The organism is Mycobacterium sp. IDUB_37 (genome assembly GCF_055419245.1).
Genome location: NZ_JBVAXG010000001.1, coordinates 387,582 through 408,319 on the forward strand (window position 1 = coordinate 387,582; position 20,738 = coordinate 408,319).

At 64.8% G+C, this 20,738-nt stretch carries 21 protein-coding genes; 12 read left to right on the forward strand and 9 right to left on the reverse strand.

Features of this window, described 5'->3' with window-relative positions:
- The first annotated feature begins 39 nt into the window (after nt 1-39).
- Entirely contained in the window at nt 40-618 is a 579-nt protein-coding gene (locus ACZY1I_RS01830) for a TetR/AcrR family transcriptional regulator (RefSeq protein ID WP_463752571.1), read from the forward strand.
- Nucleotides 615-1,841 carry a cytochrome P450 gene (locus ACZY1I_RS01835; RefSeq protein WP_463752572.1) on the forward strand — a complete coding sequence of 409 codons (1,227 nt, stop codon included), beginning with the start codon at nt 615-617 and terminating at the stop codon, nt 1,839-1,841. Before ACZY1I_RS01830 ends, ACZY1I_RS01835 begins: the two co-directional genes overlap by 4 nt.
- Here the strand turns inward: ACZY1I_RS01835 and ACZY1I_RS01840 are convergent.
- Genes ACZY1I_RS01840 through ACZY1I_RS01850 form a run of 3 tightly spaced genes read right to left on the reverse strand, consistent with a single transcriptional unit; the run spans nt 1,838 to nt 4,388 of the window.
- A complete protein-coding gene (locus ACZY1I_RS01840; RefSeq protein WP_463752573.1) occupies nt 1,838-2,752 on the reverse strand; it encodes an MBL fold metallo-hydrolase in 915 nt (304 codons plus the stop codon). The genes ACZY1I_RS01835 and ACZY1I_RS01840 overlap by 4 nt on opposite strands.
- Nucleotides 2,749-3,402, reverse strand: coding sequence for an L-fuculose-phosphate aldolase (locus tag ACZY1I_RS01845; protein ID WP_463752574.1), 654 nt, complete (start codon nt 3,400-3,402; stop codon nt 2,749-2,751). Before ACZY1I_RS01845 ends, ACZY1I_RS01840 begins: the two co-directional genes overlap by 4 nt.
- Nucleotides 3,399-4,388, reverse strand: a complete 990-nt coding sequence (locus tag ACZY1I_RS01850; protein WP_463752575.1) for an NAD(P)-dependent oxidoreductase — start codon at nt 4,386-4,388, stop codon at nt 3,399-3,401. The genes ACZY1I_RS01845 and ACZY1I_RS01850 overlap by 4 nt, the downstream gene beginning before the upstream one ends.
- Before the next feature lie 30 nt (nt 4,389-4,418).
- Between ACZY1I_RS01850 and ACZY1I_RS01855 the strand changes: the two genes are divergently transcribed.
- From ACZY1I_RS01855 to ACZY1I_RS01870, 4 genes are all read left to right on the forward strand, one after another.
- Complete coding sequence (locus tag ACZY1I_RS01855; protein ID WP_463752576.1) at nt 4,419-5,762, forward strand: xylulokinase; 1,344 nt, start codon at nt 4,419-4,421, stop codon at nt 5,760-5,762.
- A gap of 51 nt (nt 5,763-5,813) precedes the next feature.
- Entirely contained in the window at nt 5,814-6,479 is a 666-nt protein-coding gene (locus ACZY1I_RS01860; protein ID WP_463752577.1) for a GNAT family N-acetyltransferase, read from the forward strand.
- A 297-nt stretch (nt 6,480-6,776) separates the two neighbouring features.
- On the forward strand, nt 6,777-8,522 hold the full coding sequence (locus tag ACZY1I_RS01865) for a peroxidase family protein (RefSeq protein ID WP_463752578.1): 1,746 nt from the start codon (nt 6,777-6,779) through the stop codon (nt 8,520-8,522).
- Between the two features lie 4 nt (nt 8,523-8,526).
- On the forward strand, nt 8,527-9,834 hold the full coding sequence (locus ACZY1I_RS01870; RefSeq protein WP_463752579.1) for a cytochrome P450: 1,308 nt from the start codon (nt 8,527-8,529) through the stop codon (nt 9,832-9,834).
- On the opposite strand, the gene ACZY1I_RS01875 is transcribed toward ACZY1I_RS01870, so the two are convergent.
- Both ACZY1I_RS01875 and ACZY1I_RS01880 read right to left on the reverse strand, forming a co-directional pair.
- Nucleotides 9,818-10,753: a class I SAM-dependent methyltransferase gene (locus ACZY1I_RS01875; protein ID WP_463752580.1), complete on the reverse strand. Its 936-nt coding sequence runs from the start codon at nt 10,751-10,753 to the stop codon at nt 9,818-9,820. The two genes, ACZY1I_RS01870 and ACZY1I_RS01875, sit on opposite strands and share 17 nt — an antisense overlap.
- Nucleotides 10,754-10,755: 2 nt before the next feature.
- Complete coding sequence (locus tag ACZY1I_RS01880) at nt 10,756-11,700, reverse strand: class I SAM-dependent methyltransferase (RefSeq protein ID WP_463752581.1); 945 nt, start codon at nt 11,698-11,700, stop codon at nt 10,756-10,758.
- Nucleotides 11,701-11,988: 288 nt separating this feature from the next.
- Between ACZY1I_RS01880 and secY the strand changes: the two genes are divergently transcribed.
- From secY to ACZY1I_RS01910, 6 genes are all read left to right on the forward strand, one after another.
- Nucleotides 11,989-13,317 (forward strand): preprotein translocase subunit SecY, encoded by a 1,329-nt coding sequence (gene secY, locus ACZY1I_RS01885; RefSeq protein WP_463752582.1) that lies wholly within the window; start codon nt 11,989-11,991, stop codon nt 13,315-13,317.
- Entirely contained in the window at nt 13,314-13,859 is a 546-nt protein-coding gene (locus tag ACZY1I_RS01890) for an adenylate kinase (RefSeq protein ID WP_463752583.1), read from the forward strand. The genes secY and ACZY1I_RS01890 overlap by 4 nt, the downstream gene beginning before the upstream one ends.
- A gap of 2 nt (nt 13,860-13,861) precedes the next feature.
- A complete protein-coding gene (map, locus tag ACZY1I_RS01895) occupies nt 13,862-14,662 on the forward strand; it encodes a type I methionyl aminopeptidase (protein ID WP_463752584.1) in 801 nt (266 codons plus the stop codon).
- A gap of 98 nt (nt 14,663-14,760) precedes the next feature.
- On the forward strand, nt 14,761-15,288 hold the full coding sequence (locus ACZY1I_RS01900) for a sigma-70 family RNA polymerase sigma factor (RefSeq protein ID WP_463753462.1): 528 nt from the start codon (nt 14,761-14,763) through the stop codon (nt 15,286-15,288).
- 48 nt (nt 15,289-15,336) lie between these two features.
- Nucleotides 15,337-16,146, forward strand: coding sequence for an anti-sigma factor family protein (locus ACZY1I_RS01905; protein WP_463752585.1), 810 nt, complete (start codon nt 15,337-15,339; stop codon nt 16,144-16,146).
- Between the two features lie 81 nt (nt 16,147-16,227).
- Nucleotides 16,228-16,722 (forward strand): MarR family transcriptional regulator, encoded by a 495-nt coding sequence (locus tag ACZY1I_RS01910; protein WP_463752586.1) that lies wholly within the window; start codon nt 16,228-16,230, stop codon nt 16,720-16,722.
- A gap of 6 nt (nt 16,723-16,728) precedes the next feature.
- Here ACZY1I_RS01910 and mmsB read toward each other — a convergent pair whose 3' ends face one another.
- From mmsB to ACZY1I_RS01930, 4 genes are all read right to left on the reverse strand, one after another.
- Nucleotides 16,729-17,616, reverse strand: coding sequence for a 3-hydroxyisobutyrate dehydrogenase (gene mmsB, locus ACZY1I_RS01915; protein WP_463752587.1), 888 nt, complete (start codon nt 17,614-17,616; stop codon nt 16,729-16,731).
- Between the two features lie 11 nt (nt 17,617-17,627).
- Entirely contained in the window at nt 17,628-18,797 is a 1,170-nt protein-coding gene (locus tag ACZY1I_RS01920; RefSeq protein ID WP_463752588.1) for an acyl-CoA dehydrogenase family protein, read from the reverse strand.
- Nucleotides 18,798-18,805: 8 nt separating this feature from the next.
- The gene (locus ACZY1I_RS01925) at nt 18,806-20,326 is read right to left on the reverse strand and encodes a CoA-acylating methylmalonate-semialdehyde dehydrogenase (protein ID WP_463752589.1); all 1,521 of its coding nucleotides are present in this window, start codon (nt 20,324-20,326) and stop codon (nt 18,806-18,808) included.
- A gap of 114 nt (nt 20,327-20,440) precedes the next feature.
- On the reverse strand, nt 20,441-20,665 hold the full coding sequence (locus ACZY1I_RS01930) for a hypothetical protein (RefSeq protein ID WP_463752590.1): 225 nt from the start codon (nt 20,663-20,665) through the stop codon (nt 20,441-20,443).
- Nucleotides 20,666-20,738 lie beyond the last annotated feature (73 nt).

Genomic DNA, 20,738 nt, shown 5'->3' on the forward strand with positions numbered 1-20,738 from the left:
TGTTCTAATCAGAACAGTGTTCGAAACTATGGGGGGACCATGGAGTCAAGTGCGCCGGTGTTGCGGTATGGCGCGCTGGACCGCGAGCATCTGACCAAGCACCTCTGGCAGCTGGCGACCCGGGTCGGGGTGAGCCGGGTGACCATGCGCGAGCTGGCCGCCGAGGCGGGAACCAGGCCGTCGTCGGTGTACTACCACGTCCGCGACAAGTCCGAACTGCTCGATCTGTTGATCGAATCGGTGCTCGCCCAGATCGAACTGCCCGAAGCGGGCAACTGGGACGCGCGGTTGGTCGCGCTCTATACGAACGCGTGGCACGTCCTGATCGCGGTGCCCGGAATCGCCGCGTTGCTGCTGGGACATCCGCATACTGCCGCGGCCTCGGAGATGAACCGGGCCTCACGCGGCATCCTGCGCGAATCCGGCTTGCGCGGAAGGCGATTCGAAGCGGCACACGCCGCCCTCTATGTCCATCTGTTGGGCTCGGTGCAGCTCGAGCACATCCGTCCGGTGGGTGCCAAGTCGGTCGCGCCGAGCGATTGGGCATTCGCCTACGGATTGCAACTGATCCTCGACGGTCTGCGTATTGAAGTTGGCAACAAGGGGGGAGCGTCATGACGGATACGACGATCGATCTCGCCGCGCCGGCGCTATGGGCGTCGCAATTTCCCGAAGATCTGTTCGCCGAGTTGCGCGGATGTGCGCCTGTGTTCCACCAGCAACTCACCGATGACGTGAAGTCGGTTGTGGGACGCGAGTTCTGGGTGTGCACGAAGCACGCGGACGTGGCGCGGGTGCATCGCGATTACGAATCCTTCACGGCGACGCGCGGTCCGCTCATTCAGGACGTGCCGCTGTTCGACGCCTATCCGGCGATCGTGAGCCTGGATCCGCCGGACCACACGATCCGTCGCAGAGTCATCACGCGCGCCTTCACCCCACGTGCCGTGGCCCGGTTGGAAGACGGCATCCGGGACCGGGCCAAGGCCATGGCGGGGGAGTTGTTGCACAACGGTGGCGGCGAGTTCGTGAATCTGGCTGCGGGACTACCGATCTCGGTGATCGGCGATATCGTCGGTATCCCAGAAGCCGACCGGCCCCGGGTTTTCGGCCTCATCGACCGCGTCCTGAAGACCGCCGGCGGGCAGATGTCAGTTCCCGATGGTGACGACCTGATGCCCTTCATGGAGTTGTTTCAGTACGCCAGCGAGTTGACGGCGGACAAGCGTGCGCATCCGGTCGACGACATCTGGAGCACGCTGTGCACGACCGAGATCACCGCGGAATCCGGGGACAGCTTCCTGCTGCCTGCCAACGAGTTGGAGATCTTCTTCTTCATCCTGGGCCTGGCCGGCGCCGACACCACCCGAAACGCGCTGTGCGACGGGATCCGGGCGTTCGTCGCCAACCCCGACCAGATCGACATCTACCGGTCGGATCCGGACGCGCGGCGTACCGCGGTCGAGGAGGTGATCCGCTACTCGACGCCGATCATGTTCTGGGTACGCGGTGCGACCAGGGATGTGATGTTCGGTGACACGATGGTCCCCGCCGGCGCTCGCGTGGTGACCATGCTGCGCTCGGCCAACCGCGACGAGGACGTCTTCGCCGATCCGTACCGATTCGACATTCGCCGGGATCCGAACCCTCACCAATCCTTCGGCGGCGGGGGGGCCCACCACTGCCTGGGCGCGATGCTGGCCCGGGCCGAAGTCAGGGCCGCGCTCGACGAGATCCTGTTGAATGCCAACCACATTGACATCGATACGCCGAAGATGAGACTGCCAGACCTGTCCAACAACATGACCGTTTACGAGTCGTTGCCGGTTCGCCTCAACTAAAGCTTTTCGATGTCCAGCCAAGCGTCGATGTCGAATCGGTCCTCGACGGCCCGCAGAATCGCGCCACCATGGCCGGGATAGTGCGCGGGAATCACGGTCGCGCCGGCGGCGACCGATTCGGTGAATATCCGGTGCCGGGTCACGGTGGCCGCACCGCCGTCGATGTCGAAAGCACACGGGTCGGCGGGCCGGCGCACCTGTAGCGGGCTGTGGGTGAGGTCGCCGACGAAGACGGCCGGCTGACCGGCATCCAGCCACAACACCGACGACCCGGGCGTGTGGCCCGGTGCGGGCCGCAATCGCAAAGACGGACTGATCTCGTAGTCGTCGGACCATTGGACGACCTGTTCGTCGACGGGCAGCACACTGTCCTCGAACACCAGCAGGTTGCCGCGCTGTGCGAGTGCTTCTTCGTCGGTGCGTGGCGATTGCCGCGCGGCCGGCCCGTCCGGTTCGAAGTGCCGGTAGTCGGGCGCGGGCACCAGGTAGCGGGCGTTGGGGAAGGTGGGCACCCAGAAGTCGTTGTCCAGCAGCGTGTTCCACCCGACGTGGTCGGAGTGGACGTGGGTGTTGACCACGACGTCGACGGCATTGCGGTCGATGCCCGCCGATTGCAGTGCGTTGAGGTAGCCGGTGTTCAGGTGGTCCAGCGGCGGAGTCTGCGGGCGGGTGCGGTCGTTGCCGACGCCGGTGTCCACGACCACGGTCAGCCCGTCGACCTCGATCACCCAACTCTGGATCGCGATGTGCCATTTGTCGGTGGCAGGGTCGAAGAAGTCCGGTGTCAGCAGATCGGCATTGTCACCCCACCCGGCCGGCGGCGTGTTCGCAAAGGCGCGGGCCGGCAGGTCGAACTTCAGCTCGAGCACCCGAGTCACGCTGGCGCGGCCAAGCTGTACCCGACCGGTCACTGGTTGGCGCGCAGGTAGCTGTAGACGCCGGCAAAGTTTCGGTTGACTTCCTCGGGAACCGGCACGTAGCCACCGAGAGCACGTGCACCCCAGGCAATTTGGGCAGTGCGTTCCACCAGGGCGGTGATGTGCAGCGCCTTGTCGGGGCGCGGCCCGACGGCCACCAGTCCGTGGTTGGCAACCAGGGCGGCGCCGCGGCCCTCCAGCGCCTTCACCGCGTTGGTGCCCACATCGGGAGAGCCGGACGCGGCGTATTCGGCGCACCGCACATCGCCGCCGCAATACACCGCGAACTCGTCGATGCAGGCCGGGATCGACTGGTGGGCCACCGCGAACATGGTGGCCCAGATCGGGTGGCTGTGGATGACGCTGCCGATGTCGTCGAACGCGCTGAAGCAGGCCAGGTGCAGCTGCATCTCGGTCGACGGCATGCGGCCGTTTTTGGCTTGCAGCACAGCGCCTTCCGGGTCAACCAGCACCAGGTCATCCAGCGCCATGTCGGCATAGTCCACCGATGACGGGGTGATCACCAGGTTGCCGTCCGAGCGCCGGGCCGAGATGTTGCCCGCTGTACCCTCCACCAGGCCTCGCCGCAGCATGTCCTTGGCTGCCGCCAGTACCTTGTGTTCCGCGTCTTCTACACACTTCATAAGGGCAGTACCTCCGGGTTGACGATGTGGATCGGCCTACGGCCGGTGAGCAGCCTTTCCAGATCGTCGGCGACCATCTGGGCCTGCCGAGCCTCGGTGTTCCAGGTTGCCCCGCCGATATGTGGTGTCAGCACGACATTGGGCATCGCAGCCAGTGGGTGATCGGTCGGCAGCCATTCGCCGGCGAAGTGGTCCAATCCGGCCGCGGCGACCTTGCCGCCGGCGAGCGCGTCGGTGAGTGCATCGATGTCGTGCAGTTGGGCGCGGGCGGTGTTGAGGAAGACGACGCCGTCGCGCATAGCCGCGAACTGCGCTGCGCCGATCATCCCGACGGTGTCGTCGGTTACCGGGGCGTGCAGCGAGACGATGTCGGATTCGGCCAGCAACTCGTCAAGAGTGTGCTCGGCTTCCTCGCTGTAGGGATCGCAGGCGATGACCCGCAGACCCAGGCCCGACAGCCGCCACCGAGTTGCTCGGCCGACCGCACCCAGGCCAATCAGGCCGACGGTGCGACCGGCGATCTCCCAGCCGCGGAACCGTTGGTAGGGGATGGTGCCGTCGCGAAAAGTGTTGCCGTTACGCATATCTGCGTCTGCGGGCAATATTCGGCGAGTGGCCGCGAGCAGCAGGGCCACCGTCATTTCGGCGACCGCGTCGGCGTTGCGGCCGGGGGTGTACAGCACCGGGATACCGGCCGCGGTCGCGCCCGCGACATCGATGTTGTTGGGGTCGCCCCGGGTGGCGGCGATCGCGAGCAGGCCCTGCTGCAGCACCGGCCCCCGGACGGAATCACTCTCCACCACAATGACATCAGCGGATTCGGCGGCGATCCGCTCAGCCAACTGCTCGGGGCTGTAGATGCGCAGGGTGGTTTGCTCGAGCTCACTTATCCAAGGGTCGTAGACCACATCGGCGAGCGCTCGCAGTTGGTTGAACCCCGGCCCCCGCAGCGGGGCCGTCACCAAGGCGCGCAGTCGAGACGTCACGTCTGCCAATGCTGGCGTACCGTGGCCCCGGTGTCACGCGACGACGTCACAATCGGTATTGACGTCGGCACGACGGCGGTCAAAGCGGTGGCGGCTGACGAAAATGGCCAGGTGCTCGCGCGGGTGCGGATTCCGCATCAGGTGTCGGTCCCGGCGCCCGATCGACTCGAGCACAACGCCGGAGAAGCGTGGCGCGAAGGGCCGGTAACCGCTCTGGGCAGGCTGACCGCCTCCGCGATAAAGACGAAAGCGGTGGCCGTCTCGTCGATGGTGCCGTCGATGACGGCGGTCGATTCCGATGGCCGGCCCATCACCCCAGGGTTGCTGTACGGCGACGGCCGTGGCCGGGTGCCCGATGCCGTCCCGCAACCTGTTCCAGCGGTCGGTGAGGCCGCCGAGTTCCTGCGCTGGACGGCCGCCCAGGCTCCGGATGCCGCCGGCTACTGGCCCGCGCCTGCGGTCGCCAATCACGCGCTGGCCGGGGAGTCGGTGATCGACTTTGCGACGGCTATCACCACTCTGCCGCTGTTCGACGGCGCCGGCTGGAATCCGGCGGCATGCGCCGAACGCGGCGCCAGCGTCGATCAGATGCCGCGGGTCGACACTTTCGGGGCTCCGGTCGGGCAGCTTTACGGGTCTTCGGCGGTACTGGCGGTTGGTGCCATCGACGCGTTGTGCGAGCAGATCGTGGCCGGTGCCGATCGTGACGGTGATGTGCTGGTGTTGTGCGGCACCACCGTGATCGTGTGGGTCACCGTTGCGCAAGCCCGGCAGGTACCCGGGTTGTGGACCATTCCTCACACGGCCGTCGGCAAGAGCCAGATCGGCGGTGCCAGCAACGCCGGCGGTATGTTCCTCGGCTGGGTGGATCGCGTTGTCGCCCAAGCAGATCCGATGAGTGCCGACCCACGGCGGGTGCCGGTGTGGTTGCCCTACATCCGCGGTGAACGCACGCCGTTCCACGAGCCCGACCGGCGTGCCCTGCTCAGCGGCGTGGATCTGACCCACGACGCCGCGTCCTTGCGAAGAGCGGCCTACGAGGCGTCCGGCTTTGTGATTCGGCAGATCCTCGAATTGAGCGGTGCGCCGGTGCGCCGCATCGTCGCTTCGGGTGGCGGCACCCGGGTAGACCCGTGGATGCAGGCCATCGCCGACGCAACCGGCCGGCCGGTCGAGGTATCCGCGGTGGCCGAGGGTGCGGCATTGGGCGCCGCGTTCCTGGGCCGCATGGCGCTCGGGCTGGAATCGGTGATCACCGACGCTGCCCGTTGGGCATCCGTGGAGCGCGTCGTGGACCCGCGGCCGGACTGGGTCGGGCCGACGAAGGATCGCTACCGCAAGTTCCTGGAGCTCAGCGGATCCCGACTGGTTTGAATCTCCAGGTTGGGTGGCGCGCGATCACGTGTGTCGTTCTACGATCGTGCAATGACTGATCACGACCAGACCGCAGTTCGTCGAGAGATCGCAGATACCTTGCTTGCCGCGTTGGAACGTCGGCATGAGGTCGCCGACGCCATTGTCGACGCGAAGAACAAGTCCGCCGCTGTCGAGTCGATCGTCAAGTTGCTCGGCACATCTCACCTTGCTGCCGAAGCGGTGATGAGCATGTCGTTCGAGCAACTCACCCAGGACGCGCGCAACAAGATCCTGGCCGAACTCGACGACCTGAACAAGCAACTCAGCTTCACTCTGTTCGACCGGCCGGCGAGTTCAGGCGAGACGCTGGAGCTGCGTTCGTTCTCCGCCACTTCGGACCGGGACATCTTCGTCACCCGCACCGACGAGATCAAAGCCGCCGGTGACGGATCCGGCGCACCGGCGGGCGACATCGACGACGAAATCCGCTCGGCACTGAAGCGTCTGCACGACGAAGAGGCCGTCTGGTTCGTGGCGGTCGATTCCGGTGAGAAGGTCGGAATGGTGTTCGGCGAACTTCATCAGGGCGAGGTGAATGTCCGAATCTGGATTCACCCCGATCACCGCAAGAAAGGCTATGGCACAGCCGCACTGCGTAAGTCGCGCTCGGAAATGGCGTGGGCGTTCCCGGCCGTGCCCATGGTTGTTCGGGCGCCTGCCGCAAATCCCGGCTAAGACTCCCATCGCGGCCGCCATGCCGGCCGGCACATTTTGCGGGTTCGTATCTACCCTTCATTTACACGCTGGTAGCTCACGCATATGATCAAGCCCGTCAGCGCCTCGTATGTCACGAACAGCCCAGTGTCGGGGGGGTATGTTGCCAACGGATGTTCGACTCGAAAGCCGTTGTGCGCATGGGTTTTTCTCCGTGCCTGAGTTGATCGTGACTGCCATTAAAGAACGGTGGTTCAGGTGAGTCGTCAATGGTATGAACACCCCTCGTTAGTACTACAACTGAAAGCTTTATCCGGATTGCGCGATGATTTGCGCGACAACAATTTGTTCGAGGCCGAGGGGACACGCCCCAAAGAGGATCTCGGCGAGCCCACGGAGGCAGTCAAGCGGGCCCGCACGGCGGACGGGACATGGAATGACTTGTCCTGCCCGCACATGGGCTCGAAGAATTCGGGCTTCGGACGCAACGTGCCGCTTGCCAAGACCATCACCGACACCAAGCGCCTGCTCGAGCCCGACCCGCGGGTGATCAGTCGCCGGTTGATGGCCCGCGACTCGTTCAAGCCTGCCGGCATCATCAACGCGCTGGCCGCGGCGTGGCTGCAGTTCGAGAACCACAACTGGTTCTTCCACGGCGACGGTAACGCGGAGCGCAACATCGAGATTCCGCTGCGCAAGGGCGACGACTTCCCGGAGAACCCGATGAAGATCCGTCGCACCATCCCGCTAGAGGGGGAGATCGTTGACGGTACCGAGGCGCCGGTATTCAGCAACGTCGAAACCCACTGGTGGGACGGGTCGCAGATCTACGGCAGTGGCAACGAGCGGCAAGCCGAGGTCCGCACCTTCGTCGACGGCAAGATCAAGGTCGGTGACGACGGCAGGCTTCCCAAGAGCGACATCCCGGGTGTCGACCTCACCGGCATGCGGGAGAACTGGTGGGTCGGGGTCGGCATCCTGCACACCGTGTTCGCGCGCGAACACAACTCCGTGTGCGATGCGCTGAAGAAGGCCTACCCAAGCCTGGACGACCAGCGACTCTACGAACTGGGCGTGCTGGTGATCTCGGCGCTGATCGCCAAGATCCACACCGTCGAGTGGACCTGCTGTGTGCTGCGCCATCCCGCGCTGCAGATCGGCATGAACGCCAACTGGTACGGGGCTCTGGGTGAGACCTTCAAGGACCGGGTCGGTCGCGTCGGCAGCAGCGAAGTGCTGTCGGGCATCATCGGATCTTCGACGGACCACCACAAGGCGCCGTTCTCGCTGACCGAGGAATTCGTATCGGTCTACCGGATGCACCCGCTGATCCCGGACGACTGGAACTTCTTCTCGCTGGAGTCGGGTGAGCACCTCGAGAAGCGCGACTTCACCGAACTGCAGGGCCGCTACACCCGCGACTTCATGGACCGCATGGAGATGGGTGACCTGTGGTACTCGTTCGGTGTGGCCAGCGCGGGCGCGGTGTGCCTGCACAACTATCCGAACGCGCTGCGCCAGTTGACCCGGATCGACGGACAGATCACCGACCTGGCCACCCTGGACATCGTGCGCGACCGCGAGCGCGGTGTGCCCCGGTACAACGACTTCCGGGAAGCCCTGCGGATGCCGCGGCGCAAGACCATCGACGAGATCACGCCCAATAAGCAATGGGCCAAAGAGATCAACGACATCTACAACGGCGACGTCGACGCGGTGGACCTGCAGATCGGTATGCAGGCCGAGCAGCCGCCCAAGGGATTCGGCTTCTCCGACACCGCATTCCGCATCTTCATCCTGATGGCGTCGCGCCGGCTCAAGAGCGACAGGTTCTTCACCAAGGACTTCCGGCCCGAGGTGTACACCCAGGTCGGCTACGACTGGGTCAACCACACGTCGATGAAAGATGTTCTGCTGCGCCACTACCCGGAGCTGCAGCCGGTAATCGGCGATGTGGAGCGGATCTTCGCGCCGTGGCCCACACTTGGGTCGCCCGCAGAGGGTAAGAAGCGCACGATCGTGCGTCTGGCCGACACGGTGCGCGCTTACGTTCCGTGGGGTTGAGTCGGTGGCTGACGATTTCAAGCATGCGTCCACGCTCGAAGGGATCAGATTCACCGCTCAGGTAGCCGTTCCCAACGTGATCCTGGGCCTGTTCAACAAGCGGGAGTTACCCAGCAGGATCGCTTCCACCGTCGGGGCCGACTATCTCGGCTACCGACTGGTGGAAGGGATGGTGCGCAGCTACGGTTCGGCGCCGTTTTATGTCCGCGTCGCCAAGGACGAAGCGCTGCTGTTGCACCATCCCGACGATCTGCAGTTCGTGCTGGGCGGCTCGCCGGACCCATTCGCGTCCGACCCGGAAGCGAAACGCAAAGGCATGACGGCATTTCAGCCAGATGCCCTCACGATCTCGCGGGGTCGGGAATGGGAAGAGCGTCGCAAGTTCGCCGAATCTGTACTCGACACCGGCAAGCCGATACACCGGCTTGCGCAATCGTTCGTCGGTGTTGCCGCCGACACCGCTGCAGACCTGGCGGGTGGGAGCATCGACTGGCCGACCGCGAATAAGGCCTTTCAGCGGTTGACGCGACGGGTGATCTTCGGTGACCCGGCGGCCGACGACGACGGACTCAGCGAGCAACTGGGTGAGCTGATGTCGGCGGGCAACAAGATGCCCGACGCACCGGCACCGGGTTACGACGAGTTCATCGACAAGGTCAGGGGCTATCTCGCGGGCGCGCCCGAGGGCAGCCTTGCGGCACTGATTCCGAAGGCGCCCGATCCGGGTTCCTCGGTCGCCGGCCAGTTGGTGCACTGGATGTTTGCGATGGGAGATACGCTGGCGGCCAACTCATTTCGTGCGTTGGCCGTGCTGTCCAGCCACGATGAGCAGTTGCGCGAAGTGAAAGCCGAACTGGCCGGCGCGGATATCGGGTCGGCCACCGACGTCGCGAAATTGGAGTACCTGGCCGGGTGCTTGTTCGAGGCGATGCGACTGTGGCCCACCACCCAGCTGTTCGGTCGGGTGACCACCCGGGACGTCGAGTTCCCCAGCGGCGCCGTACTGCCGGAGGGTCGGCAGGTGCTGATCTACAACGTCTTCAACCACCGCAACCGGCAGCGCATCAGCTACGCGGACCGATTCTCGCCGGGGGAGTGGGTCAGCGGAGACGCGGGCAAGGACTGGTCGTTCAACTTCTTCAGCCATGGACCGCAGGTCTGCCCCGGGGCGGGTCTGTCGGTGTTCCTGGGTCAGGCGGTGCTGGCCAACCTGATCGACGCCGGGGTCACCAATGTTTCAGGTAACCGGCTGAATTCGGGTAAGTCGCTGCCGCACGGCTACGACTTGTACAGCTTCAGCGTGTCGCAGTAACGGTGACCATGTTGCGTAGGTTGGCCATCTCGTCTCCGTCGGGGAATACCCGCCCGTAATCGGCGAAGTACTCCCGTCGGGGTCGAGTGGCCACCTGCCAGCCCAGTCCCGTGAGGTAGTCGACGACGTTGTTGCGTTCGCCGTCGTAGAACAGGCTCGACAGGTCGACGTCGCAGCCCAGGTTGGACCAGCGCTGGTTGAACTCCTGCGCGCGCTGGGCTACTGCCACACCCGAATCGGGATGGAACTCGGTGGCCACTCTGCTGCCGGGTCCGCTCAGCGCAGTGATGTTGTCGAAGAGTCGGTCCTGGGCGTCAGGCGGCAGATACATCAGCAGGCCTTCGGCGCTCCAGGCAGTGGCCTTGGTCGGGTCGAACCCACTGAGCCGCAATGCAGCCGGCCAGTCCTCGCGCAGATCGATGCTGACCGCTTTGCGCTCCGCCGACGGGGTGGCGCCCAGTTCCGACATGGTGGCGTTCTTGAAATCGATGACCCGGGGCTGGTCGACCTCAAAGACCACGGTGCCGTGCGGCCAGGGCAGACGGTAGCTGCGTGCGTCGAGCCCTGCCGCCAGAATGACCGCCTGCTGAACGCCGGCGCCGGCGGCATCGAGGAAGAAGTCGTCGAAGAACCGGGTGCGGACCGCGATCGAATCGGTCTCTAACTGCAAGTCGCTTCCGGAGTCGTCGGACTGCTCGGCCAGCGCCCGCGCCTGCTTGAGCTCACCGTCGACCAGTCGGGTGAAGAAATCCAGGCCGACCGCTCGCACCAGCGGCGCCGCGAACGGGTCGTTAATTATCGGGTTCTCGTGTTCGCTGGCCACCGCGCGGGCCGCGGCGACCATCGTCGCCGTCGCACCCACGCTGGATGCCAGATCCCAGCTGTCGCCGGTTGATCGTTGCGATTCGATTTCAGCCATCTCTACTGCCTCTCTGCGCTCAGGTAGACAACCTCACCGAACGGGGCATCGTCGCCGGACGCCGGTGTCAGTCCGTGTTGGGCGAACAGATCCGCGTTCTTGCTACCGGCGGACTGCCAGCCGTGGCCGTCGAGATAGGTTCCCGCGTCGGCGCGGTCGTCGAAATACACCAGCGCGGCCATGTCGAAATCCAGCCCGTGCTGGCGCCACCGGTCGTTGTTGCGTTGCATGCGGCTGCGGAGTTCTTGGCTGTTGAGCTTGTTGATGTCCAGCAGGCCTTCGGTGGCGAAGCGGCTACCCGGCACACTCAGCGCGGTGACCTGGTCGAGCAGTCGGTCCTGCGCGTCGGCCGGCAGGTAACCCAGCAGCCCTTCGGCGATCCATGCGGTGCGCTGGGTGGGATCGAATCCGGCGTTGCGCAGTGCGGTCGGCCAGTCTTCGCGAAGGTCGATCGCGACCGTCCGGCGCTCAGCGGTCGGTTCGGCGCCCAGGCCCGACAGCGTCGCGGTCTTGAACTCGATGACTTGTGGCTGATCGACTTCGAACACAGTCGTGCCGGGCGGCCAGGGCAACCGGTAGGCACGGGAGTCCAGGCCGGCAGCCAGGATGACCGCCTGCCGGATGCCGGCATCGGTTGCGGCCGCGAAGAAGTCGTCGAAGAACCTGGTGCGGACGGCCATCGCATTGGCGAAGTGCGCAGTGCCGGCGGCCGTTTCCTCATCGAAGTCGGCCGGATCCAGCTCGCCGCTCGCCAGCTTGGAGAAGAAGTCGACGCCCACCGCGCGCACCAACGGCTCGGCAAAGTTGTCCGTCGCCACCGCACCCGCACCTTGGGTATCCCGGGCCGCCACCGCGCGTGCCGCGGCGACCATGGTGGCCGTCAGGCCCACGCTGGACGCCAGGTCCCAGGTGTCTCCGTCGAACCGTGCACTCCCCGTCTGGGTCATCCGTCGCCCCCTAGCTCGATACTTAGCCAATATAATGACTCGGCAGAACTGTACGCCTCAAATCTGACTGTGAGGTTTCTGCGAAGTGCCTCATCTCCGTCTTCCGGGCCACCCTGGAAGGGTTAGCCCAGATCAGCTGTTAGTCTCGTACACGGTTTGACGCGCGATGCCGTACGTCCCTGGCCTGCGGGTGTTGGGCGCGCAAAACGCGGGACAACCTCAGAATTGACCCAGTCGGCCGAGTCCGGTTGGCACAACCGACCAGATTTTGGCTGCGCAGGAGGAAGAGTGCTTTCGGCTTTCATCTCATCGCTGCGAACAGTCGACCTGAGACGGAAGATTCTCTTCACGCTGGGCATTGTCGTGCTGTACCGGCTCGGTGCGGCACTGCCGTCGCCCGGCGTCAACTTCGTCAACGTGCAGCAGTGCATCAAAGAGGCCAGCGGTGGCCAGGCCGGCCAGATCTATTCGCTGATCAACCTGTTCTCCGGTGGCGCGCTGCTGAAACTCACGGTGTTTGCGGTAGGCGTAATGCCCTACATCACCGCAAGCATCATCGTGCAGTTGCTCACCGTGGTCATCCCGCGGTTCGAAGAGCTGCGAAAAGAGGGTCAAGCCGGCCAGGCCAAGATGACGCAGTACACGCGCTACCTCGCCATCGCGCTGGCCGTCCTACAGGCCACCAGCATCGTGGCGCTGGCGGCCAATGGCGGGCTGCTGCAGGGCTGCTCGCTGGACATCCTGGCCGACCAGAGCATCTTCGCCGAGATCGTCATCGTGCTGGTGATGACCGCCGGCGCCGCCCTGGTGATGTGGATGGGCGAGCTGGTCACCGAGCGCGGTATCGGCAACGGCATGTCGCTGCTGATCTTCGTCGGCATCGCCGCCCGCATTCCCGCTGAAGGCAACCAGATCCTGCAGAGCCGTGGCGGCATGATCTTCGCGGCGGTCTGTGGGGCAGCGCTGCTGATCATCGTCGGCGTGGTCTTCGTCGAGCAGGGTCAGCGGCGTATTCCGGTGCAGTACGCCAAGCGCATGGTCGGCCGGCGGATGTACGGCGGAACTTCGACGTATCTGCCGCTCAAGGTCAACCAGGCCGGCGTCATCCCCGTCATCTTCGCGTCGTCGCTGATCTACATCCCGAATCTGATCACCCAACTGGTCCGCAGCGGCAGCGGCGGTGGTGGTGGCCACAGTTGGTGGGACAAGTTCGTCGGAAGCTACCTCACCGACCCGAGCAGTCCCGTCTACATCGGCATCTATTTCGGGCTGATCATCTTCTTCACGTACTTCTACGTGTCGATCACTTTCAATCCCGACGAGCGCGCCGACGAAATGAAAAAGTTCGGTGGCTTCATTCCTGGTATTCGCCCGGGTCGCCCGACCGCCGATTATCTGCGCTATGTGCTGAGCCGAATCACCCTGCCGGGCTCGATCTACCTAGGTCTGATCTCTGTGCTGCCTAATCTCTTCTTGCAGATAGGTAACGGCGGCGGCATCCAGAATTTGCCTTTCGGCGGTACGGCGGTTCTGATCATGATTGGCGTCGGATTGGATACGGTCAAACAAATCGAGAGTCAGCTCATGCAGCGCAACTATGAAGGGTTCCTCAAGTGAGAATCGTTTTGTTGGGGCCGCCTGGGGCGGGCAAGGGCACACAAGCCGTCAAGCTCGCCGAAAAGCTCGGGATTCCGCAGATCTCCACCGGGGAACTGTTCCGATCCAACATCTCCGAGGGCACCAAGCTCGGCCTTGAAGCCAAGCGGTACCTCGACGCCGGTGACCTGGTGCCGGCCGAACTGACCAACGAACTCGTCGACGACCGGTTGAATGACGCGGACGCGGCGGACGGCTTCATCCTGGACGGGTATCCCCGCTCGGTGGAGCAGGCCAAGGCGCTGCACCAGATGCTGGAGCGCCGCGGCACCGACATCGACGCCGTGGTGAACTTCCGGGTGTCCGAAGACGAACTGCTAACCCGGCTGAAGAGCCGTGGCCGCGCCGACGACACCGAGGACGTCATCCTCAACCGGATGAAGGTCTACCAGAACGAGACCGCGCCACTGCTGGACTACTACAGCGATGAGCTGAAGACCGTCGAAGCCGTCGGCTCCCTCGATGAGGTGTTCGCTCGCGCGTTGCAGGCACTAGGGCAGTAATCATGGGCGCCCTGGCACGGCTGCGGGGCCGCAGAACCGTACCTCAGCGCACTCCCGGCGAGCTTGACGCAATGGCCGCCGCGGGCGCTGTTGTGGCCGCCGCATTGCGCGCGGTGCAAACGGCCGCGGTCGCCGGAGTATCCAGTCTGAGTCTCGACGAGATCGCCGAATCGGTCATCCGCGAAGCCGGCGCAGTTCCGTCGTTCCTCGGTTACCACGGCTACCCGGCCTCGATCTGTGCTTCGGTCAACGACCGCGTTGTGCACGGCATACCGTCTGCGGCCGAGATCCTGGCGTCTGGCGACCTGGTGTCCATCGACTGCGGCGCGGTACTCGACGGCTGGCACGGCGACGCGGCTGTCAGCTTCGGGGTCGGCAAGCTCATTGACGTGGATGAAGCGTTATCAATGGCCACCAAGGCATCCCTGGACGCCGGAATCGCGGCCATGGTGATCGGCAATCGGCTGACCGACGTGTCGCACGCCATCGAGACCGGCACGCACTCCGCCGAGGTTCGCTACGACCGCAAGTTCGGGATAGTCGACGGCTACGGCGGGCACGGTATCGGCCGCCAGATGCACATGGACCCGTTCCTGCCCAACGAGGGGAGCCCCGGCCGGGGTCCCTTGCTGGCGGTCGGCTCGGTACTGGCCATCGAGCCGATGCTCACCCTGGGAACGGGGAAGACCAAGGTCCTCGACGATGAATGGACCGTCATCACGACCGACGGATCTCGCGCGGCGCACTGGGAGCACACGGTGGCGGTCACCGAAGATGGTCCCCGCATTCTCACGCTGGCCTGAACCGACCCTGCGCCGCGGTATCGCTTCGCCGCGTGCTGCGTTGAACTGAACAGCTACTCGACTCGTGTCAGTAGTCGGGAGGTGATGAGGTGGCTCGTCTGGCCAATACTGGGGGGGCTGCCGAAGCCGCTCTGATGCAGGCGCTCTACGACGAGCATGCCGGAGTGTTATGGCGCTATGCGTTGCGGCTGACGGGCGATGCCAGCCAAGCAGAAGATGTCGTGCAGGAGACTCTGCTGCGGGCCTGGCAGCATCCGGAGGTCATCGGGGACCCGAACCGACCCGCTCGGGCGTGGTTGTTCACCGTCGCGCGCAACATGATCATCGACGATCGACGTAGCGCCCGGTTCCGCAACGTCGTCGGATCCACCGACGAGTCGGGGGCGCCGGAGCAGGCCACGCCGGACGAAGTGAATGCGGCCCTGGACCGACTACTGATCGCCGACGCGATGGCCCAGTTGTCTGGTGAGCATCGCGCCGTGATCGAGCGGTCGTATTACCGCGGCTGGACCACCGCGCAGATAGCCAACGATTTGGGAATCGCAGAGGGAACTGTGAAGTCGCGACTGCACTACGCGGTGCGCGCCTTGCGGCTCACCTTGCAAGAACTCGGAGTCACACGATGAGGGCCATCCGGGCGGGTTTCGGCTCCGAATACTTAAGGGCGACAGGAGATGGATGACATGAAGCAGCCGGTGCGCGGCCACGGACCGCCTTTTGAGGGCGGCGCGGAGGACCCGTACGCCTCATGGGATGCCGCCTACGTGCTCGGGTCTCTGTCCGCGGCCGACCGTCGCGAGTTCGAAGCGCACCTGGCCGGTTGCCCGGCCTGCCGCGATGCCATCGCTGAGCTCAGCGGTGTTCCGGCGCTGCTGTCGCAGCTGAGCATTGATGATGTCGCCGCGATCGCAAGCGCGGAGGAACTCCGGGCGCAGCGGGTCGCGGCCATTGGACCCGCCGCGATCGCAAGCGCGGAGGAACTCCGGGCGCAGGGGCCACAGCTGTCACCCCAGCTGTTGCCGTCATTGCTGGAGACGGTGCGCTGGCGCCGTCGCCGGGCCCGGATTACGACCTGGGTGGCTTCGGCCGCCGCGGCGGTGGTGCTGGGGGTCGGCGTGCTGGTCGGCCTCAACGGTTCAGGCATGTTCGGGACTCATCCGCAACCCACGATCACCTCGGCGCAACCGATGTCGCAGGTTGGCACCAAGCTGTTGACTTCGACGATCTCGGTCAGCAGTCAGCATTGGGGAACATTCATCAACCTGCAGTGCTACTGCCTGGCGCCACCGGACGCCCACCACGACACGCTGGCCATGGTGGTAGTGGGCCGCGACGGCAGTCAGACGCGGCTGGCCACCTGGGTGGCCGAACCGGGCCATACGGCAAGTCCGGCCGGCAGCATCTCGACGCCCTTGGACCAGATTGCGTCAGTGCAAGTGGTGGCGGCGGAAAGTGGGCAGGTTCTGCTCGAGCGCACACTCTGACTTCTCATGCCCCCGCCGTCGAGGGGTCGGCCGGGGCATGAGATGTTCAGTTTGTCCCGGCAGAGGGTAAAAAATACTGTGATGACCCAGAAACCTGACCCGATCGACCTGGCGCGGGCCAACTGGGAACGGTCCGGTTGGGGCGACGTATCGCAGGGCATGGTGGCTGTGACGTCTGTGATGCGTGCGCATCAGATTCTGTTGGGCCGCGTAGAGGCGGCGCTGCGTCCCTTCGATTTGAGTTTCTCCCGCTACGAACTGCTGCGGTTGCTGGCATTCAGCCGCGCCGGTTCGCTGCCCATCACCAAGGCGTCGGACCGGTTGCAGGTGCACGTCACCAGCGTCACCCACGCGATCCGGCGACTGGAGGCCGACGGCCTGGTGCGGCGCGTGCCGCATCCCACCGATGGACGGACCACGCTGGTTCAGATCACCAAATTGGGTCGCTCGACGGTCGAGGACGCCACCGTCACGCTCAACGAGCAGGTGTTCGCCGACATCGGTATCGGCGGGGCCGAGTCGAAGGCGCTGGTGTCATCCATCGAGACATTACGGCGCAACGCGGGGGATTTCTGAGCCGACTCAGCTGCCGCGCAGCGTCTCGATCACCGCACTGAAGTCCTTGTCGGCGTGGGCAGCAGCGAACTTGGCGTAGATCTCAGCGGCGTGGGTGCCCAGCGGCGCGGACGAACCGGTCGAGGTCACCGCATCCATGGCCAAGCCCAGGTCCTTATTCATCAATGCCGTCGCGAAACCGGGCTTGAAGTCGTTGTTGGCCGGCGACGTCGGAACCGGTCCGGGCACCGGACAATTGGTGTGCACCGCCCAGCAGTTGCCGGTTGCGCCGGTGATGACGTCGAACAGTGACTGCGCGGACAGCCCCAGCTTCTCGGCCAGCACGAATGCTTCGCCGATGGCGATCTGCTCCACGGCCAGCACCATGTTGTTGCAAACCTTGGCCGCCTGGCCCGCCCCGGCCGCACCACAGTGAATGACCTTGCCCGCCATGGGCTCCAGTACTGGACGGGCTCGCTCTACCGCGGGTTCGTCCCCGCCGACCATGAATGCCAGCGTCCCGGCTACGGCGCCCTTGACCCCGCCGGACACCGGCGCATCGAGCTGAGCCATACCGTGTGATTCGGCCAGTCCGTGCACCTCGCGTGCATCGTCGACCGAGATGGTAGAGCTGTCGATGAACAGTGTGCCGGACTGCGCGGCGGGCAGGATCTCGTCGTAGCAACGCTTGACCACGTTGCCACTGGGCAACATGGTGATGACGACGTCAGCCTCGGCCACCGCTTCGGCCGCGCTGCCGAACACCAATGCGCCGCTCGAGGCCGCCGCCTGGACCGCCGCGGGCACGGGGTCATACCCGCGCACAATATGGCCTGCGGCAAGAAGATTCGCTGCCATCGGCGCGCCCATGTGGCCGAGCCCAAGGAATGCAACCTTGAGTGGCTGGTCGGTCATCGAGCCCCTTCCTACGCGTTGGCGTGGAACCGCGCGGCCTCGGCCCGGCCGATGACGACCCGCATGATCTCGTTGGTTCCCTCCAGGATTCGGTGCACCCGCAGGTCCCGGACGATCTTCTCCAGACCATACTCGCGCAGGTAGCCGTAGCCGCCGTGCATCTGGAGCGCCTGATCGGCGACGTCGAAGCAGGTGTCGGTGACGTACCGCTTGGCCATCGCGCACAACTCGACCTTGGTGGGTAAGTCATCGTCGAGCGCTCTTGCGCCCCGCCACAACATCATTCGCGAGGTCTCCAGGCCGGTAGCCATATCGGCCAGCGTGAACCTGATGGTGGGCTCGTCGAGCAACGCGGAGCCGAAAGCCCGACGGTCCTTCACGTACGAGCCGGCTTTGTCGAACGCGGACTGCGCCCCACCCAACGAGCAAGCGGCGATGTTGAGCCGACCGCCGTTGAGACCGTTCATGGCAATGCCGAAGCCGGTGCCTTCGCCCTCGGGGCCGCCCAGCATGGCGTCGGCCGGCACCCGCACGCCGTCCAGAATCACCTGGGCGGTGGGTTGGGCATGCCAGCCCATCTTCTGCTCGAGGGCGCCGAAACTCAGTCCGGGTGTGCCCTTTTCGACGAGGAACGCCGAAATGCCCCGTGGCCCTGGCTTTTCGGTGCCACCCGTTCTGGCCATCACCACGTAGACGTCGGATGCGCCTGCGCCGGAGATGAATTGCTTGACGCCGTCGAGCACGTAGTCACCGCCGTTGCGGACGGCACGGGTACTGAGTGCGCTCGCATCCGAACCGGCGCCCGGCTCGGTGAGGCAATAGCTGGCGATGGCTTCCATCGATGCGACCCGTGGAATCCATTCCTTGCGCTGCACTTCGGTACCGAAGCGGTCGATCATCCACGCGCACATGTTGTGGATGGACAGGTAGGCCGCGGTAACCGGGTCGGCCATGGCCAGTTGCTCGAAAATGCGGACACCATCGAGGCGGCTCATCCCGCTGCCGCCCACATCGTCGCGGCAGTAGATCGCTGCCATGCCGAGCTCGCCGGCTTCGCGCAGCACATCGGTGGGGAAATGGTTGGTGGCGTCCCATTCCAGGGCGTACGGGGCGATCCGTTTCTCAGCGAACGCGGCCGCTGTTTCGATGATCACCCGTTCTACATCGTTGAAGGGCAACATGTTTTGCTCTAATCCATGGTCGGAATGACGAATTCGGCACCATCTTTGATGCCGGATGGCCAACGCGAGGTGACCGTCTTGGTCTTGGTGTAGAACAGGATCGAATGCGGCCCGTGCTGGTTGAGGTCGCCGAAGCCGGACCGCTTCCAGCCCCCGAAGGTGTGGTAGGACACCGGAACCGGGATCGGGACATTGACACCGACCATGCCGACCTGCACCCGGGAGACGAAGTCCCGAGCGGCGTCGCCATCGCGGGTGAAGATCGCCACCCCATTTCCGTACTCATGCTCGGACGGCAGTCGCAGCGCCTCGTCGTAGTCGTGCGCCCGGACGATGCACAGTACCGGCCCAAAGATCTCGTCGGTGTAGATCGACATCTCGGGAGTGACATGGTCGAAGAGGGTGGGTCCGATGAAGAAGCCGCCCTCGAGGCTTGCGTCCCCGAATGTCAAGTCGTCGCTGGCCCGTTCGCGCCCGTCGATGACCAGCTCCGCGCCGGACTCCACGCCTTGACCGATGTAGTCGCGCACGCGTGCCAATGCGGCCTCGGTGACCAGCGGGCCATAGTCGGCCTTGGGGTCCAGGCTATGGCCGACGCGCAGGTTGTTGATTCGCTCGATCAACCTGGCGCGCAGCCGGTCTGCGGTCTGCTCACCCACCGGGACCGCGACGCTGATCGCCATGCAGCGTTCGCCGGCGCTGCCGTAACCCGCGCCGATCAGCGCGTCGACGGCCTGGTCGAGGTCGGCGTCGGGCATGACGACCATGTGGTTCTTGGCGCCGCCGAAACATTGCGAACGCTTGCCGGTCGCCGCTGACTGGGTGTAGATGTACTGCGCGATGTCGGAGCTGCCGACGAATCCGACCGCCTTGATGTCGGGGTGCTGCAGGATCGCGTCGACGGCATCTTTGTCGCCGTGGACGACCTGGAACACCCCTGGCGGCAGGCCCGCCTCGATGAACAACTCGGCCAGCCGAACCGGTACCGACGGGTCACGCTCACTTGGCTTGAGCACGAACGCATTTCCGCATGCCAGGGCGGGGCCGGCCTTCCACAACGGGATCATCGCCGGGAAGTTGAACGGGGTGATCCCCGCGACCACGCCCAGCGGCTGGCGGAGCGAATAGACGTCGATGCCGGGTCCGGCGCCCTCGGTGTAGTCGCCCTTGAGCAGATGCGGGATGCCGATGCAGAACTCGATCACCTCGATGCCGCGCTGGATGTCGCCGCGGGCGTCGGGCACGGTTTTGCCGTGCTCAATGGACAGCAACTCGGCCAGCTCGTCGATGTTCTTGTTGACCAGGTCGATGAAGCGCATCAGCACCCGCGCGCGGCGCTGCGGATTCCAAGCTGCCCAATCCTTTTGGGCCTCAACGGCAGAGGCCACGACGGCGTCGATGTCGGCCTGCGAAGCCAGCGGTACCGTCGCCTGAACCTCGCCGGTGCTGGGGTTGAAAACGTCGGCGGTGCGAGTGGACTGGCCCGCGCTACGGCGCCCATCGATGAAGTGCGAAATCTGTGTGGTCATGATGTCCCATACAAGTCAGGAAAGGATGCAAGAGGGGAGAGCAAGTGTAATACTTGCATATCCTAGTAAATCGAGTTTGGCGTTCGCAAGTTGGTCTGGCTCACACCCAGCAATTCACCGGGACCGCGTGATCACCGTTTCTTGGCACGAGATGTATGCGGTCAAGCCAGCATCGACGACGGATTGGGCCTGCGCGAGTGCCTCAGTCGCCCGTCGGCAGACCGTCGACGACATTGAACATATGCGCGCGGATTCGGCGATCAGGTAGTCGCCCCACATCGCGAAGAACACGTTATGCGGGTCAGGGTCGGCAACCCCGTCCAGGCCAGGATGCACCATTTTCCCTACACTCCCAGACTTCCGCCGATTCGAAACACCTCGTGACCTTGTGGTTGTAACCCGCCTCGCTATT